This is a genomic window from Pseudomonas sp. FSL R10-0056 (assembly GCF_009600105.1).
Taxonomy (GTDB): Bacteria; Pseudomonadota; Gammaproteobacteria; order Pseudomonadales; family Pseudomonadaceae; genus Aquipseudomonas; species Aquipseudomonas bubulae.
In genome coordinates, this window is the sequence record NZ_WIWL01000067.1 from 57,244 (window position 1) to 74,268 (window position 17,025).

At 59.1% G+C, this 17,025-nt stretch carries 16 protein-coding genes; 6 read left to right on the plus strand and 10 right to left on the minus strand.

What is annotated here, in order from left to right:
* Window positions 1-50: 50 nt before the first annotated feature.
* A complete protein-coding gene (locus tag GHO42_RS03660; protein WP_169845242.1) occupies window positions 51-911 on the plus strand; it encodes a MurR/RpiR family transcriptional regulator in 861 nt (286 codons plus the stop codon).
* A gap of 22 nt (window positions 912-933) precedes the next feature.
* On the opposite strand, the gene GHO42_RS03665 is transcribed toward GHO42_RS03660, so the two are convergent.
* The 6 genes from GHO42_RS03665 to GHO42_RS03690 form a co-directional block, all read right to left on the minus strand.
* Window positions 934-1,797, minus strand: coding sequence for a D-hexose-6-phosphate mutarotase (locus tag GHO42_RS03665; protein ID WP_095003271.1), 864 nt, complete (start codon window positions 1,795-1,797; stop codon window positions 934-936).
* 97 nt (window positions 1,798-1,894) lie between these two features.
* Window positions 1,895-3,232: a carbohydrate porin gene (locus GHO42_RS03670; RefSeq protein WP_095003272.1), complete on the minus strand. Its 1,338-nt coding sequence runs from the start codon at window positions 3,230-3,232 to the stop codon at window positions 1,895-1,897.
* Between the two features lie 84 nt (window positions 3,233-3,316).
* The gene (locus GHO42_RS03675; RefSeq protein ID WP_095003273.1) at window positions 3,317-4,477 is read right to left on the minus strand and encodes an ABC transporter ATP-binding protein; all 1,161 of its coding nucleotides are present in this window, start codon (window positions 4,475-4,477) and stop codon (window positions 3,317-3,319) included.
* Between the two features lie 3 nt (window positions 4,478-4,480).
* Window positions 4,481-5,317 (minus strand): carbohydrate ABC transporter permease, encoded by an 837-nt coding sequence (locus GHO42_RS03680; protein WP_095020853.1) that lies wholly within the window; start codon window positions 5,315-5,317, stop codon window positions 4,481-4,483.
* Window positions 5,310-6,218 (minus strand): carbohydrate ABC transporter permease, encoded by a 909-nt coding sequence (locus GHO42_RS03685; protein ID WP_095003275.1) that lies wholly within the window; start codon window positions 6,216-6,218, stop codon window positions 5,310-5,312. The genes GHO42_RS03680 and GHO42_RS03685 overlap by 8 nt, the downstream gene beginning before the upstream one ends.
* 107 nt (window positions 6,219-6,325) lie before the next feature.
* On the minus strand, window positions 6,326-7,615 hold the full coding sequence (locus GHO42_RS03690) for an ABC transporter substrate-binding protein (protein WP_095019694.1): 1,290 nt from the start codon (window positions 7,613-7,615) through the stop codon (window positions 6,326-6,328).
* Window positions 7,616-7,969: 354 nt separating this feature from the next.
* Here GHO42_RS03690 and GHO42_RS03695 point away from each other — a divergent pair, with 354 nt between their 5' ends.
* Entirely contained in the window at window positions 7,970-8,617 is a 648-nt protein-coding gene (locus GHO42_RS03695; RefSeq protein ID WP_095020852.1) for an AP2 domain-containing protein, read from the plus strand.
* Here the strand turns inward: GHO42_RS03695 and GHO42_RS03700 are convergent.
* The 4 genes from GHO42_RS03700 to edd all read right to left on the minus strand — a co-directional run bounded on the left by GHO42_RS03700 (window position 8,586) and on the right by edd (window position 13,636).
* Window positions 8,586-10,046, minus strand: coding sequence for a HAMP domain-containing sensor histidine kinase (locus tag GHO42_RS03700; protein ID WP_153327071.1), 1,461 nt, complete (start codon window positions 10,044-10,046; stop codon window positions 8,586-8,588). The genes GHO42_RS03695 and GHO42_RS03700 overlap by 32 nt on opposite strands.
* Window positions 10,036-10,767 (minus strand): response regulator, encoded by a 732-nt coding sequence (locus GHO42_RS03705; RefSeq protein WP_095019828.1) that lies wholly within the window; start codon window positions 10,765-10,767, stop codon window positions 10,036-10,038. The genes GHO42_RS03700 and GHO42_RS03705 overlap by 11 nt, the downstream gene beginning before the upstream one ends.
* A gap of 89 nt (window positions 10,768-10,856) precedes the next feature.
* Complete coding sequence (locus GHO42_RS03710; RefSeq protein ID WP_095025545.1) at window positions 10,857-11,813, minus strand: glucokinase; 957 nt, start codon at window positions 11,811-11,813, stop codon at window positions 10,857-10,859.
* Window positions 11,810-13,636: a phosphogluconate dehydratase gene (gene edd, locus GHO42_RS03715; RefSeq protein WP_095001384.1), complete on the minus strand. Its 1,827-nt coding sequence runs from the start codon at window positions 13,634-13,636 to the stop codon at window positions 11,810-11,812. Before edd ends, GHO42_RS03710 begins: the two co-directional genes overlap by 4 nt.
* Window positions 13,637-13,845: 209 nt before the next feature.
* On the opposite strand from edd, the gene gap reads away from it, so the two are divergent.
* From gap to GHO42_RS03735, 4 genes are all read left to right on the plus strand, one after another.
* Window positions 13,846-14,847, plus strand: a complete 1,002-nt coding sequence (gap, locus tag GHO42_RS03720) for a type I glyceraldehyde-3-phosphate dehydrogenase (RefSeq protein WP_153327067.1) — start codon at window positions 13,846-13,848, stop codon at window positions 14,845-14,847.
* Between the two features lie 4 nt (window positions 14,848-14,851).
* The gene (locus GHO42_RS03725; protein ID WP_095001382.1) at window positions 14,852-15,316 is read left to right on the plus strand and encodes a methylglyoxal synthase; all 465 of its coding nucleotides are present in this window, start codon (window positions 14,852-14,854) and stop codon (window positions 15,314-15,316) included.
* Between the two features lie 165 nt (window positions 15,317-15,481).
* Window positions 15,482-16,000 carry an RNA polymerase sigma factor gene (locus GHO42_RS03730; protein WP_095001381.1) on the plus strand — a complete coding sequence of 173 codons (519 nt, stop codon included), beginning with the start codon at window positions 15,482-15,484 and terminating at the stop codon, window positions 15,998-16,000.
* A gap of 51 nt (window positions 16,001-16,051) precedes the next feature.
* A complete protein-coding gene (locus tag GHO42_RS03735; RefSeq protein WP_178126952.1) occupies window positions 16,052-17,020 on the plus strand; it encodes a FecR domain-containing protein in 969 nt (322 codons plus the stop codon).
* The last annotated feature ends 5 nt before the right edge of the window (window positions 17,021-17,025 follow it).

Here is a 17,025-nt window from a genome sequence, read left to right on the forward strand (position 1 = left end):
GCTTTAGTCCGGTTCTTGCATCGCTGACCCAAGGACCATAAATGGACCGCGTGCGAAATTTACTCGAACAGATCAAGGGCCGCCTCGAAGACCTGAACAAGGCCGAGCGCAAAGTGGCCGAAATCATTTTGCAGAACCCGCAGCAGGCGACCCGATTCAGCATCGCCGCCCTGGCGCAGGCAGCTTCTGTCAGCGAACCCACGGTTAACCGTTTCTGCCGTTCATTTGGTGTCAGCGGCTACCCCGAGTTAAAGCTGCAACTGGCACAAAGCCTGGCCAGCGGCGCAGCTTACGTGAGCCGCGCGGTAGAGGCAGACGATAATCCGGCCGCGTATACACAAAAAATCTTCGGCAGCGCCATCGCCTCGCTGGACAGTGCCTGCCAGGCACTGGACCCCAACCTTATCAGCCGCGCCGTCGACTTGCTGATCCAGGCCCGGCAGATCCACTTTTTTGGCTTGGGCGCTTCTGCACCGGTGGCACTGGATGCGCAACACAAGTTCTTCCGCTTCAACCTGGCCGTCACCGCCCACGCCGACGTGCTGATGCAGCGCATGATCGCCTCGGTGGCGCACACGGGTGAATTGTTCGTGATTATTTCCTACACCGGTCGCACCCGTGAACTGGTGGAAGTGGCTCGCATTGCGCGCGCCAACGGTGCCTCGGTACTGGGGCTAACTGCGGAAAACTCGCCACTGGCCAAGGCCAGCACCCTGAGCCTGAACATCCCGCTGCCCGAAGACACCGACATCTATATGCCGATGACCTCGCGCATCATCCAGCTGACCGTACTGGATGTACTGGCAACCGGCATGACCCTGCGCCGCGGCGTGGACTTCCAGCCACACCTGCGCAAAATCAAGGAAAGCCTCAACGCCAGCCGCTATCCGGTGGGCGATGAGTTCAACTAGGCAAGCGCTTGGTAATGCCCCATCAGACGCTGCAAAGCCCCGCCCTCGCCTGCAAGCTCAAATGAGCCTGCTCGCCCGGGGCAAGGGCCTGGTTATGGGTACCGCCACTCGTGGACTCCACACACACAAAGCCCATCACTTCGTTCCAGCTCACCCCCAGCAACGGCCGCTTGCCGGGATGCCAGACCACCGTGCTGCCCTGATCACCCGTGTCGATGCTCAAAGCCCGTTGCCAGGCATGGTCATTGAGCTGCATTTCGCCGTCATGCTGGAACACCCGCTGACAACCACCACCCACCCGTAACTCGCCTTTCTGCTGGCATACCTCACGGTTCAACTGGTCGTAGCCGTGCGCTCCGTCCAGACCGGACAGCGCTACCTCAGCAACATCACCAATTCGCCAGTAAGCGCGCAACGCCTGGCTCACCTGGCAAGGCTCGTCGTCCTGATGTTCCGTGCTCAGGCGCAGCTCCATTTCTTCGCCCAATCGCGCATGCAAATCCACCTGCCAATCGCACAGCTGCAAGCGCCAGTGCAAGGTCACCCCTTCTTCGTCGCTGCTGCTGTCGAGCAGCTTCCAGTCGATCAACCGCGCCCAGCCATGGGATGGCCAGGCGTTTTCACTGGGGTGACGGCCATACCAGGGCCAGAAGATCGGTACCCCACCACGTATCGCACCCACTTGCGGCCACTTGGCAGCGCACCACAGCCAGGGTTTTTGCCCGGTCGGCTGGAAGTGCAGCAACTGCGCGCCCTGACGGCTGAACACCGCCTGGCAATGCGGATGATCGATCACCAGTACGTCGCGCTGCTGAAAGCGCTCCCACTGGAAAACCGGCTGCTCGCGTCTGGATTTGAAAAAACGGTGAAGCGGATGCTCATGCATGTGCCGCAGTCCTGAAAATCATGCGCCGGGGGGTGCAGCCCCGAAAAAAAGCGGATAGCCAAGGCTATCCGCTGGAAAAACAAGGAGCTTAGCGCATTTAGAACGTCGACTGAATTTTCAGTCCGGCCACCAATGCGTTGTCTACCTGGTCCACACCACCCGGGTGAGTGATGTACTGCAGGTTTGGACGCACCGTCAGCCAGTTGGTCACGTGGAAGCCGTAGTTGAGTTCGTAGTTGTACTCGGTATTGCGCAGCGGCGTGTACAAGGGGTCGCTGTAGTCGGTGGCACCGATGGACGCATTGATCAACTCGGCGCTTTTCTTCACGTCATCGTTGACATGAATACGGGCGGCGCCAATGCCGATGTCATCCTTGGGCCGGGCATCGAACGGCCCCTTGTACACAAACATCAGCGACTGATAGTTGTCGACGATGTTGGTCTGCTTGTCATGGAAGGTGGCGTTGGCCGCGATATGCAGGCCGCGCGAAGCGTCACCGTTGTGGCTGGTGAGCTGCTGCTGCACGACAAACCAGTAGCCGTGTTTGCTGTCACGTACGCGATAGTCCTGACCATCGTTGGTGATATTGACCTTCACGTCATCGGCAGGCGCCGTGCTCTTGTAGTAACCCACACGGTATTCGCCCGGCAGGTCATTGACCTTGGGCGACCACACCAACTCAACCGGCAACACAGTGCCCTTGGTACCGCTGCCGCTGAGCTTGAAGCCGTTGCCGTGCTCCAGTTGCGACGGATTCTGGTTGTACGCACCGATTTGCGCGTACAACTCAGGCGTGATGTTGTACTTCACGCGCAGCGCCGCCTGGCTGACCGGCCAGTTGTACCAGAGGTTGGTGGCCCAGTTACCCACCTGCGAGCCACAGAACGCCAGGTTCTGGAATTCGCACGGGAAGGTGTTGAAGTCCTCGCCTTCACCGAAATAACCGGCCTTGACGTCCAGCTTGCCATCGAGGAACTGGTGCTGGATCCACAATTGGGTCAGACGCACCATATGGCCACGGCCATAGACTTCCTGGGAGGAACTCAAGGTCCCTGCACGCGGATCACCGACACGGTCATTGGAAATATTCTGACCATTACGGTTGGTCAGCTGGATCTTCGCCTGGGTGTTGTCCCAGCCCCACAGCTTTTGCAGGTCCAGCGCCACACCCAGACCAAACTGGTCGCTGTAGCGTGCGGTCTTGTCGTCGTTGTAGCCGCCGTGCAGGTTGGCGCCCACTTCACCGACATAATCGGCCTTGATGTCGATACCCTGCTCGATCAGTCTGGTGCGCTCGCCGCCCCAGTCGCCCGTCATCCATTTCGAATCGGCACTGAAGGCTTCGTCGGCGTAGACACTGCTTGCACCCAGACCTAGCGCGACAATTGCCGATAGCTGGCAGGCCAGACGGGTGCGGGTCATTCTGTTAGTCATCCCTTTAATCCTCGTTGTCTTCTTATTGGCTTTGTTTAACGCGGCACAACTGCAAGGAGGCCCGGTAACAGGCTCCCTGTTGACTTAACGACCCTTGAATTGCGCCACGTTATCAGCCCGGCCTTGAGCCTGAGGCGAACTCATCGCCCCCAGACGCTCCCCCGTATTCGCATCAAACAGTAGCACTTTGGCAGGATCGAACTGCAAATTGAGGCTCTGACCGACCGCAGGGGCATCATCCGGAGCCATGCGGCAGCACACTTTGATGCCGTTGAGGCTGACAAAAACCAGAGTATCGGGGCCGGTGGGTTCGACAACCTGCACCTCGGCGCGAATAACCGGCAGGCCATTGGGTTCGGCTGGCGCCAGCACAATTTGCTCGGCGCGGATGCCCACGATCACATCGCGGTCTTCCAGCCCGGCGTCCTGCATGCCCAGCGGCAGCTCGCAACGCGCCTGGCCGCTGTCGAGCAAGGCCAGCAAGCGCCCGTCGCGACGCTGCAGACGCAGGGGGATAAAGTTCATCGGTGGCGAGCCAATAAAACTGGCGACAAACAGGTTGGCCGGGTCGTTGTAGATCTGTTTCGGCGTACCGAACTGCTGAATGATGCCGTCTTTCATCACCGCCACTTTGTCGCCCAGGGTCATGGCTTCGATCTGGTCGTGGGTAACGTAGACGGTGGTGGTTTTCAGGCGCTGGTGCATCAGCTTCATTTCGGTGCGCATCTCGACCCGCAGCTTGGCATCGAGGTTGGACAGCGGCTCGTCGAACAGGTAGATCTTCGGCCGCCGCGCCAGCGCCCGGCCCATGGCCACGCGCTGCTGCTGGCCACCGGACAGCTGGCCGGGCTTGCGCGTCAGCAGGTGCTCGATCTGCAGCAGTTTGGACACCCGCGCCACTTCTTCGTCAATGGCTGCCGCACTCATCTTGCGGATCTTCAGGCCGAAGGCAATGTTGTCGCGGACATTCATGGTCGGGTACAGCGCGTAGGACTGAAACACCATGGCGATGTCACGGTCCTTGGGGCTCATGCCGCTGATATCGGCATCGTCCACCAGAATCGCCCCGCCACTGATGCTCTCAAGACCGGCGATGCAGTTCATCAGGGTTGATTTGCCGCAGCCCGAAGGCCCCACCAGAATCAGGAACTCGCCGTCATCGATTTTCAGCTCGATGTTTTTCAGCGTGTCGGGCAAACCCTTGCCGTAGGATTTATTTACGTTGCGTAATTCTAGAGTCGCCATGCCTTACCCCTTGACCGCGCCGGACGTCAGCCCGCGCAGAAAATACTTGCCCGCAAAGATGTAGACCAGCAGCGTCGGCAGCCCCGCAATCATGGCCGCAGCCATGTCCACGTTGTATTCCTTGGCGCCGGTGCTGGTATTGACCAGGTTGTTGAGCGCCACCGTAATCGGCTGCGCATCGCCACTGGCAAACACCACACCAAACAGAAAGTCGTTCCAGATTTGTGTGAACTGCCAGATCAGGCAGACCATGACGATGGGCACCGACATCGGCAGCAGGATGCGCCCGAAAATAGTGAAAAAGCCCGCACCGTCCAGACGCGCAGCCTTGACCAGCGCATCCGGGATACTCACGTAGTAGTTGCGGAAAAACAGCGTGGTAAAGGCCAGACCGTAGACCACATGCACCAGCACCAGGCCGGTGGTGGTGTTGGCCAGCCCCAGTTTGCCGATAGTGAATGAGGCCGGCAGCAACACCGTCTGAAACGGCAGGAAGCAGCCAAACAACAGCAGGCCGAAAAACAGCTGCGAGCCGCGAAAACGCCACATCGACAGGACATAACCGTTCATGGCGCCGATAAAGGTCGAAATCAGGACCGCTGGCACGGTGATTTTCACCGAGTTCCAGAAATACCCGCCCACCGTGTCCCAGGCCTTGATCCAGCCGATACCGTCGATTACTTGCGGCCAGCTCAGCAGGTTGCCGGTGCGGATGTCTTCCGGGGTTTTGAAACTGGTAAGCAGCATCACCACCAACGGCACCAGATACACCGCCGCCGCAAGGATCAGGGTGGCGTAGATCGCCATACGGCTGAAGGTAAAACGCTGAGCATTAATCATGGCGTTTGTTCCTCAGCTCGGAATACAGATACGGCACGAGAATGGCCAGAATCGCACCCAGCATCATGATCGCGCTGGCAGAACCGATGCCCATTTGCCCACGGCTGAAAGTAAAGGAGTACATGAACATCGCAGGCAGATCCGAGGAGTAGCCAGGGCCTCCAGCAGTCATCGCTGACACCAGGTCGAAGCTCTTGATGGCAATGTGCGCCAGGATCATGAAAGCGCTGAAAAACACCGGTCGCAGGCTCGGCAGGACAATGCGCAAGTAGATGGTCGGCAAGTTTGCGCCGTCGACCTGAGCGGCACGAATGATCGACTGATCAACCCCGCGCAACCCGGCCAGAAACATCGCCATGACAAATCCGGAGGCCTGCCATACCGCCGCGATCACCAGGCAGTACACCACCCGGTCCTGATCCAGCAGCCAGTCAAAGCGAAAGCCTTCCCAGCCCCAGTCACGAAGCATTTTATCCAGCCCCAGGCCCGGGTTGAGCAGCCATTTCCAGGCCGTACCGGTGACGATCATGGAGAGCGCCATCGGGTACAGGTAGATGGTGCGGATAAAACCTTCCTTGCGAATCCGCTGGTCGAGCAGAATCGCCAGGAACACGCCAATCACCAGGCTGATGACGATAAACATGCCACCAAACACCGCCAGGTTCTTGCTCGCAACCCACCAGCGGTCATTGGCCATCAAGCGCGCATATTGCTGCAGGCCGACCCACTGGTAGCTGGGCATAAAACTGGAGTTGGTGAACGACAGCAGGAACGTCCAAAAAATGTAGCCATAAAAGCCCACCAATACGATCAGCATGCTCGGCGCCAAAACCAGCTTGGGCAACCAGCGCTGCAGCGCATCAAAGGGCGAGGCCTTGCTGAACACAGCCACGGAACTCATCGAAATACTCCCGGCAGGGTATGCCGGCATCCGCCAATGCAGATGCCGCACAACCAGGGACAAGGGGGGGGAGCCACGCACAAGGCGTGGCGGGTCAGCTCAACGAATTACTGTGCCGACTTGATGGCCGAATAGAGCTTTTTCCCGGCAGTGGCCGGATCAGCACTCTTGTCGCTCATAAAGTTGCTTACCGTGTCGAAAATAGCGCCCTGTACCGCCAGCGAGGTGGCCATGTTATGCGCCATGCTCGGCAACTGACCGTGGGTTTTGCCCGCTTCGGCAAAATCCTTGGCCGAGGCCTGGGCACAGCTGTCGAACTTGCTCATGTCCAGGTCACTGCGTACCGGGATCGAACCTTTGTTCTGGTTGAACACGTACTGGAATTCGGGTTCAAGGGCGACTTTGGCCACGTCGTTTTGCGCGGCGATATTGCCCGGCGTGTTGTTTTTCGCCGAGAGTTTGAACATCGCCAGCGAGTCGATGTTGTAGGTAAAGCTGCCCTGGGTGCCCGGAAACGGCACGCATTCGAAATCAGTACCGGCCTTTTTGCCCGCAGCAGCCCATTCGCTTTTCGCCCAGTCACCCATGATCTGCATGCCGGCCTTGCCGTTGATCACCTTGGCCGCTTCCAGGTTCCAGTCCTGGCCGGTGCCATCAGGGTCCATATAGCCCTGGAGTTTTTTCAGTTTGCTGAACACTTCAGCCATCTGCGGGCCGGTGAGGGTTTTCTCATCAAGATCGACGAACGCTTTTTTATAGCCTTGCGGGCCCATGACGCTCAGCACCAGGTCTTCAAAGACCGTGCTGTCCTGCCACGGCTGGCCGCCGTGGGCCAGGGGAATAAAGCCCGCTGCCTTGAGCTTGTCGCCCGCAGCAAAGAGTTCGTCAAGGGTAGTGGGCGCCTTGTCGATACCGGCCTTTTTGAACACTTCAGGGTTGATCCACAACCAGTTCACCCGGTGAATATTCACCGGTACCGCCACGTAATGGCCGTCGTACTTCATGGTGTCGGATACGGTCTTGGACAGCATGCCATCCCAGTTGTTGGCCTTGGACACCTCATCGAGGTTGGTCAACAAACCCAGTGCGCCCCACTCCTGCAAGTCCGGGCCCTTGATCTGCGCCGCTGATGGCGGGTTGCCGGAGACGGCGCGGGTTTTCAGCACGGTCATGGCCGCAGCACCGCCACCGCCTGCTACAGCGCTGTCCTGCCAGGTATAACCGTCTTTTTCGATCAGTTTTTTCAGCACATCAACCGCTTTGGCTTCACCGCCGGAGGTCCACCAATGCACCACTTCAACCGTGCCTTTGGAATCGGCAGGGGCGGCAGCATAAGCACCCAGGGGGAACAGTGTGGCAAGCGAAATGACAACGGCGAGGCGATTGAATGAATTCATGTCGAGACCTTTCTTGTTGTTATAGCTGTGCAAGTCTTTTGCTTGCGCTGCTAGAGAGTGTATCCATCGCAAACTGCCTGCACGTAACGAACAGACGCCGAAATGTCACAACCTGGTGACATGGCGGACGAGGTGATTGTTCTGTTCCAAAGATCTTTCAACAGTGCTTAAGCCCGTATTCCTCTGGGCACTTAAGCTGCGCCTATCGATACATAAGGTATTTTCTGCGTTGCATGTAGGACGGATCCCGAAGTCGTTTTCCCACGTTGAACCTGCAAAAAACTTCAGCGAGGCTGCAACACTTCGCCACAATTCAAGAACGGATGCCGGCCCCCCCATCAGGAGATGAGTTTCATGCCAAAACAGCGCGCAACGCCCCAGAATCACTGTTTTATCAGCCAGCTACTGGATCCGGACGGCACCCCCTGCGCCTGGAAGCTGGACATTCGGCGCTCGGGAAAAGTACATGTCCACTGTTTCAATTTCACCGACTACGCGGATCAGGCTGCTGCCCTGGAGGCCGCTGAGACCATGCGTAACCAATTGGTACTCAAAATGCCCCTGGCGTTCTCTTATGAAAACCGTCAGCGCCTTATGCCGCACAACACCAGCGGTCATCCAGGGGTGTACCGGGTCCGCTCCAACCAGATCGACTACTGGCGTGCGACAACCCGCATTCACGGCTACAACCTGAGCAAGAGCTTTCGCGTTGACCGGCATGGCGATGACGAGGCCAAACGTCTGGCGCTACAAGAGCGTCAGAGGCAACTGACTCTGTGCAATGAGCCCTACGACGTGGCCATGGAAAAACTGCAACAGCACTTCGGCCAGACCAGCAGGCGCGTGCGTGAGAACCGTATCAACGCCGCCATGAACAGCGACCACCCGCCCAGCCCCACCCTTGCCAAGCCTTCGGACAGCAACCTGGAACCCCTGTTGCCCATCAGCCCCGAGCAGGCGACCCTGTCGATCAATCGCCATTTCGCGGCAAGTGCAAAGTAACCCGCAGGCCGCCGGCCCGCAGGTTCTGCAAACTGACTTCACCGCCATGGCTATGGGCGATGCTGCGTGCAATCCCCAATCCGAGCCCGTAGCCCTGCTGCTGCCCGGCCAGGCGAAAGTGCGGTTCGAATACCTGCTCAAGACGCTGCTCGGGTACGCCCGGCCCCTCATCGTCAACCGTGAGGACAAAGGCCTGCTCATTGTCATCAATACGCAAATGCGCGTAGTGGCCGTACTTGAGCGCGTTATCGATCAGGTTGCCCATGCAGCGCCGCAGCGCCAGGGGTTTACCATAGTAAGGTCTGACAGCCCGGCCCTGCAGCGTTACGCGGCCGTTACCCTGGGGCAGCAGGTAAGGCTCGATCAGGCAGTCAAGCAACTGGTTCAAGTCCACGGCTTCGATGTTTTCGTGAATATCGGTGTCTTTCACACATTGCAGCGCCCCTTTGACCAGCATTTCCAGCTCGTCCAGATCACGGCCGAATTTGTATTGCAGTTGTTCGTCGTCGAGCAGCTCGACCCGCAGGCGCAAGCGGGTAATGGGCGTGCGCAAATCATGGGAGATGGCACTGAACAACTGGCCGCGCTCGGTCAGATAACGACTGATGCGGGCACGCATGGTATTGAGGGCGCGCGCCACCTCGACCACTTCACTGCCGCCGCCCACCTCGACCGGCTTGACCTCGTCCTCACCCAGCGACATGTCCCGGGCCGCTCGCGCCAGACGCTTGAGCGGACGGCTTTGCCAGTGCATCAACAGACCGATGAACAACAACAGAAAAATACTGCTGAGCACGATAAACCACACCTGCAGGGCCGGCAGCCCCTCCTCTTCGAGACTGGTGTAGGACTGGGGCAACAAGGAGGCGATATACAGCCATTCACCGGGCACCATCTGGATTTGTGTGACCAGGATCGGCGGATCGACCGGCTCCAGCGTCAGTGCAAAATGCGCCCAGGAGCGCGGTAGCTCGTCGAGTTTGAGACCGGCATTGAAAATACGCAGATCCTGGGGGCTGACAAACTGCACCGACATCTCGACATTGGGCCCCACGGCCTCGCGCAATACCTGATCCACGGCATCCAGTACCGCCTGCTTGCGCTGGGTGGGCGGCAACACCTGCATATCCAGTGGTTTGTCGTTGAGGCTCACGACAAAACGCGTACCGCCCATGCTGCGCAGTTGATCCAGTACCAATGGGCGATAGGCCAGCGGCAGGGAACGCAGGTAGGCGACGGTGGCGTTCATCGAGTGGGCCAGGCTACGCGCGCTGTTGACCAGGCCTTCGAGTTGCGTGGTACGCAACTGCGACAACCAGATAGCACTGGACAGGGTTTGCGCCAGCAGGATGGCGAGCAAGGTCAGCAACAACATGCGTCCCAGCAGCGAACGGGGCATATGCCATTTGCCCAGGCGCTTAAAGGTCATTGCCGGACATGACCTGAGCCGCCAGCTGATAACCGCTGCCGCGGATGGTGCGGATCAGCCGTGGCGGCTTGTCAGTGTCACGCAGGCGCTGGCGCAGGCGGCTGACCGCCATGTCGACAATGCGATCAAGCGGCATCAGCTCACGCCCGCGGGTTGCATTGCCAATAGTGTCGCGGTCGAGAATCTGCTGCGGGTTATCGAGAAACAATTTGAGCAAGGCAAAATCTGCCCCCGACAAAATCACCTCTTCTCCATCGGTATGAAACAGCCGATGAGTCACGGTGTTCAGCCGCCACTCTTCAAATGCCAGCACCTCGTTGCCCGAGGTGGTAGCGACAAATTGTGCCCTGCGTAACAACGCCTTGATCCGCGCCAGCAGCTCACGGGGGCTGAAGGGTTTACCCAGGTAATCGTCGGCGCCCAGCTCAAGGCCAATGATGCGATCGGCCTCGTCGGAACTGGCAGTGAGCATGATGATCGGGATCTGGGCAAAGCGCGGATGCTGACGCACCCAGCGGCACAGGCTGAAGCCGTCTTCATCGGGCAACATGACATCGAGGATCAACAGATCACTCGCCGCGCTGTCCAGCGTTTCGCGAAAACCGGCGCCATCTCCCACGGCACGCACCTGGAAACCGGCGCGGGTGAGATACAGATCAAGCAGGTCGCGAATTTCCTGGTCGTCATCGACCAGCAAAATGGATTTGCCGGGTGTGCTCACAGTGGTGTTCCTTATTGTTTTTATACGGCGATCCAAACTCTGTGGGAGCGGGCTTGCTCGCTCCCACAACAAGCCCACTCACGGAGCTTTCAGCCAAACGCCTGCTGCAACGCCACCCCGGCACCGATCAAACCCGGGTACGGCGCCGTCACCAGCCACACCGGGATACCCTTGAGGTAGTCGCTCATGCAGCCTTTGTCGGCAAAGCTGCGGGCAAAGCCGCTGGCCAGGAAGATATCGGCAAAGCGCGGAATCACCCCGCCGACGATATACACCCCGCCACGGCCACCGATGGTCAGCACATTGTTGCCCGCCACACGGCCCAGCCAGCAACTGAAATGTTCCAGCACTTGCAGCGCCACAGGGTCGCCCGCCAAAGCAGCCGCGGTAATGGCCCGGTCGCTGTCCAGTACCGGTGCATGGCCATCCACCGCACAAATCGCCCGATAGACCCGCGGCAAACCGCTGCCGCTCAAAATGCTCTCGGCGCTCACATGGCCGATTTCATTGTAGATGTGCTGCCACAACTGCACTTCACGCGGGTTGCTCATGGGCAGGTCGACATGCCCGCCCTCCCCCGGCAAGGCCATGAATTGACCCTCGCCGAGATTGAGCAAAGTGCCCACACCCAGCCCGGTGCCCGGCCCGATAACCACCGCCGGGCGCGTCGGGTCAACAACCCCCGGGCAAACCTGGCGCACATCTTCGGGTTGCAGCCGGGTCATGCCCAAGGCCATCGCGCTGAAGTCGTTGATCAGCAGCAGATTGTCGACCTGCAGCGCATGGCAGAAAGCCGAGCGGCTCAAGCGCCAATGGTTGTTGGTAAAACGAAATTCATCGCCACTCACCGGCCCGGCCACTGACAGACATACCGAGCCTACAGAGCCCGGAGCCAGTTCCAGCGTATCCAGGTAAAGCTTGATGGCATCTTCCGGGCAGGCGAAGTCTGCTGTGGGCAATACGCTGACCGAACGCAACTGGTCGTTTTCCCACAACGCAAAACGTGCGTTGGTACCGCCTATATCACCGACCAGTGCGAGCTTCATTTCAGATTTTCCAGAGACGAGGTAAAGGTGCTCGCGCCCTGCTCGGCCGAACTGAAGGCCTGACGCATAAACGCAAACAACTCACGCCCGGTGCCGACGGCATTATCCAGAGTGCCGACAGCCGGGGTGCGCGCGGCAAATTCTGCCTCATCCACCAGCAGTTGCAACGTACCTTTTACCCCATCGACGCGAATTATGTCGCCGTCCTGCACCCGCGCCAGGGCGCCGCCAATCGAAGCCTCGGGGCTCACATGAATCGCTGCCGGGATCTTCCCCGACGCGCCTGACATCCGCCCGTCGGTAATCAGCGCCACCTTGAAGCCCCGATCCTGCAACACACCCAGAAACGGCGTCATCTTGTGCAGCTCGGGCATACCGTTGGAGCGCGGCCCCTGAAAACGCATCACGGCCACGAAGTCGTGTTCCAGCTCACCGGCCTTGAACGCATCGGCCAGTTGCTGCTGGTCCTGGAACACCCGCGCCGGGGCTTCGACGATCTGATGTTCGGGGGCTACCGCCGAGACCTTCATCACGCCACGGCCCAGGTTGCCTTCCATCACCCGCAGGCCACCCTCGCCGGAGAATGCACGGGCAACCGGGCGCAGGATCGACTCGTCGAGGCTTTCAATCGGACCTTCACGCCATACCAGCTCGCCATCCACCAGGAACGGTTCGCGGGTGTAGCGGCTCAGGCCATAGCCCGCCACGGTGTTGACGTTTTCGTGAAGCAGACCGGCTTCCAGCAGCTCCCGAATCAGGAACGCCATACCACCGGCGGCCTGGAAGTGGTTGATATCGGCCTTGCCGTTTGGATACACGTGGGACAGGGTAGGTACCACCTCGGAGAGGTCGGCCATGTCTTGCCAGGTCAGCTGGATACCCGCCGACATGGCAATCGCCGGCATGTGCAAGGTGTGGTTGGTCGAACCGCCGGTGGCGTGCAGCGCAACGATGGAGTTGACCAGCGAACGCTCGTCAACGATCTCGCCCAGCGGCATGAAATCGCCGTTTTGCTTGGTCAGACGAGTGACTTGATGAGCCGCTTCGCGAGTCAGGGCATCGCGCAAAGGCGTGTAGGGGTTAACGAAAGAGGCGCCTGGCAAATGCAGGCCCATCACTTCCATCAGCAACTGGTTGGTGTTCGCGGTGCCGTAGAACGTGCAGGTGCCAGGGCTGTGGTAGGACTTCATCTCCGATTCCAGCAACTCTTCGCGGCTGGCCTTGCCTTCGGCGTAGCGCTGGCGCACATCGGCTTTTTCCTTGTTGGAAATGCCCGACGGCATCGGCCCACCCGGTACAAAGATGGTCGGCAAGTGACCAAAACGCAGCGCCCCCATCAGCAGGCCCGGCACGATCTTGTCGCAAATGCCCAGCATCAGCGCCGCGTCGAACATATTGTGGGACAGCGCCACGGCTGTGGACAAGGCAATCACTTCGCGGCTCAGCAAACTGAGTTCCATGCCCGGCTCGCCCTGGGTCACGCCGTCACACATGGCCGGGGTGCCGCCTGCGAACTGGCCCACCGAGCCAATTTCACGCAGGGCTTTTTTGATTTGCTCAGGAAAGTGCTCGTACGGCTGGTGCGCCGAGAGCATGTCGTTATATGACGAAACAATTGCCACGTTGGCCGCGTTCATCATCCGCAGGCTGTTTTTATCTTCAGTGCCACACCCTGCCACGCCGTGGGCGAAGTTCGCGCATTGCAGCTTGCCGCGTTGCGGGCCGTCGCCGGCAGCGCCACGAATAAGCGTCAGATACGCCTCGCGGGTTGCACGACTGCGGGCAATAAGACGCTCGGTGACTTCAAGAACGCGGGGATGCATGTGTTGAACTCCAGGCTAACGGATGTGGCGACCTGTGCGTGTCCTATGCTGACCGAAGGGCTCCGGGGAGCGACTTCAATCATTCGGACCCGTTGATTCAGGTCACTCGTTGTAGATAAAACAAAATATTGCCACTTAAATGGCTTGTTTTCTATTTTTATGCGAATAATCTTGTAATTCCAACAACAAATCGATGGCAGGCGCTTTCCATGACTCTACGAATCGCAATCAATGGTTTTGGCCGTATCGGCCGTAACGTCCTGCGCGCACTGTATACCCAAGGCTACCGTCAGGACCTGCAGATCGTCGCCATCAACGATCTGGGTGACAGTTCGATCAATGCCCATCTACTCAAGTACGACACGGTTCACGGCACGTTCGACGCCAATGTCGAACACGATCAGGAAAGCCTGACCGTCAATGGTGACCGCATCAGCGTGACCGCCATTCGCAATCCGGCCGAACTGCCGTGGGCGGCACTGAACATCGATGTGGTGTTTGAATGCACAGGTTTGTTCACCGAGCGCAGCAAGGCACAAGCACATATTACTGCTGGCGCCCGCAAGGTGATTATCTCTGCTCCCGGCAAAAATGCCGATGCGACGGTGGTCTACGGTGTCAACCACGACATTTTGCGTCAATCCCACCACATTATTTCCAATGCTTCCTGCACGACCAACTGCCTGGCACCCGTGGCGCAAATCCTGCACCGCGAATTCGGCATTGAAAACGGCCTGATGACCACCATTCACGCCTACACCAATGACCAGAACCTGACCGACGTTTATCACTCGGACCCCTACCGCGCACGTTCGGCCACCCAGAACATGATCCCGAGCAAAACCGGCGCAGCCGAAGCCGTGGGCCTGGTATTGCCGGAACTCGCCGGCAAGCTCACCGGCATGGCCGTGCGGGTGCCGGTGATCAACGTGTCGCTGGTCGACCTGACCATTGAACTCAAGCGCGAAACCACCGCAGCTGAAGTCAACGCACTGTTCAAGGAAGCCAGCCAGCACTCCAGGGTACTGGGTTACAACACCCTGCCGCTGGTATCGAGCGACTTCAACCACAACCCGCTTTCGTCGATCTTCGATGCCAATCACACCAAAGTCAGCGGCAAACTGCTAAAAGTGCTGGCCTGGTACGACAACGAGTGGGGCTTCTCCAACCGCATGCTCGATAACTGCCTGGCGCTGAACAACGCGGAGTAACGCGATGATCGGTATCAGCTTCACCACGGCCACCCTGGCGGCGCGCAAGCGTATCGCCCTGGTGGCCCACGATCATTGCAAGGGCTTTTTGCTGGACTGGGCCGAACGCCACAAGGCAGCCCTCAGCCAGCATGACCTGTGCGCCACCGGCACCACCGGGCTGCTGCTGAGCCAGCGCCTGGGCCTGCCGATCGAAAGCATGATCAGCGGGCCGTTGGGCGGCGATCAACAGGTGGGGGCACGGATCGCCGAGCAACGGGTCGACATGCTGGTGTTCTTCTGGGACCCGTTCGAGCCCCAGCCCCACGACCCGGACATCAAGGCACTGCTGCGGGTTGCGGCAGTATGGAACATCCCCGTGGCGTGCAATGAATGCAGCGCCGACTACCTGCTCAGCAGCCCGCTGATGAGCCAGCCCCATGAACACCGCATTCCTGATTACAGTGCGTATTTGAAGGGTCGGGTTTAGGTTTATGGTGGGAGCGAGCCTGCTCGCGAAGACGCACTATCGTCTACGACCTTCGCGAGCAGGCTCACTCCCACCAGAACGATTTCAAACCATTTCAAAACAGCACTTGACCAATAGCACAGATGATAAGCATTATCATTCGCTCAAAATCGGTCGGGTAGCACTGTGAGTCAGTCCCACTTCAATCAAGTCTTCCTTACCCAACGGGTAACCCTGCTGCGCACCCTGGAGCGGATGGTCAACAACCACAGCACCGCCGAAGACCTGCTGCAGGAGACCTACCTGCGCGTAACCCGCGCCTTGAGCGAACGCAGCGTCGAGCACCTTGAGCCCTTTGTGTTCCAGACCGCACGCAATCTGGCGCTTGACCACCTGCGCGCCCGGCGGATCCAGTCACGCACCGTGGTCGAAGATGTGCCCACTGAAGTGATCGAAGGCGTTGCCTCCCCTCTCAGCACCCCTGAAGAAGCCCATCAAGCCGCGCAACTACTGGAGCGTCTGAGTGTGAGCCTGAGCCAGTTAAGTGCCCGTCAACAACGGATTTTCATCCTCAGCCGCCTGCATGGCTGCAGTTATCAGGAGATTGCCGAAGAGCTTGACGTTTCCTTGAGCACCGTTCAAAAGGAACTCAAATTGATCATGGCAATCTGCATCGGGGTAGCCGACAGACTCAATCGCCCTTAACCTTGACCGGCGATGCCTGCTAGAACGCTCTGAAACTGCCAAGGAACATCCGTGACGGACACTCACAAATCTGCCGTGCCAGAACTGGCGCAAGACGTGCTGCAGGACAGCGCCATGGATCAGGCACTGGAATGGCTGATTACTCTTGAGTGTGCGAGCGACGAACAAAAAGCCGCTTTCGATAACTGGCTCAATGCCGACCCCGCCCATGCCCAGGCCTTTGCCAAGGCCAATGCGATCTGGAACGGCGAACCGCTGCTGGCCGCCGCGCAAACCCTGCAAGCCCGCCGTAGCCCCGGCCTGTTGCGGCGCATAGGACGACACTGGAAACACCTGGCAACTGCGGCGGTGGTGATTATCAGCGTCGGCAGCTACAGCAATGTACCGTTACGCCTGCAAGCCGATCACCTGACCGTGGTGGGCGAGCGCCAGCGCCTGCAACTCGAGGACGGCTCAAAAGTGCTGCTTAACACCAACTCGGCGTTTTCCAGCAAGGTGGTCAATGCCCAAAGCAGCGCCCGCCTGTATCAGGGCGAAGCGTATTTCGAAATTCCCGCCGACCTGGAGTTCCCGCTGGTGCTTGATGCTGGCCCCGTGCGCGTCAGCGTGCGCGACACCGCCTTCGCCGTGAGCTACCTCAATGGTGAAACACAGGTGCGGGTGCAGCGCGGCGACGTCGACTTGCGGGTCAACAGTGCCGGTGCGCAAATGCGCCTGTCGGCTGGCAACAGCGTGCGCATTGGCCCTGACGGCTTCAGCAAGACCGCCCGGCTCAACCCCCAGACCGACCTGGCCTGGGTGCAGGGGCGCCTGGTGTTCGAAAACTGCCCGATGGGCAAGGTGCTGGATGAAGTACGCCGCTACTACCCAGGCTGGATCGTCAACAACAACGACAAACTCGCCAACGTGGCAGTGACCGGCAACTACCGGCTGGATCAGCCTCTGGATATCGTCCGCTCACTGGCCCATATCACCTCAAGTAGCCTTTCAGAATTCCCGGCGTTGGTAATTCTCAATTAAAAGTA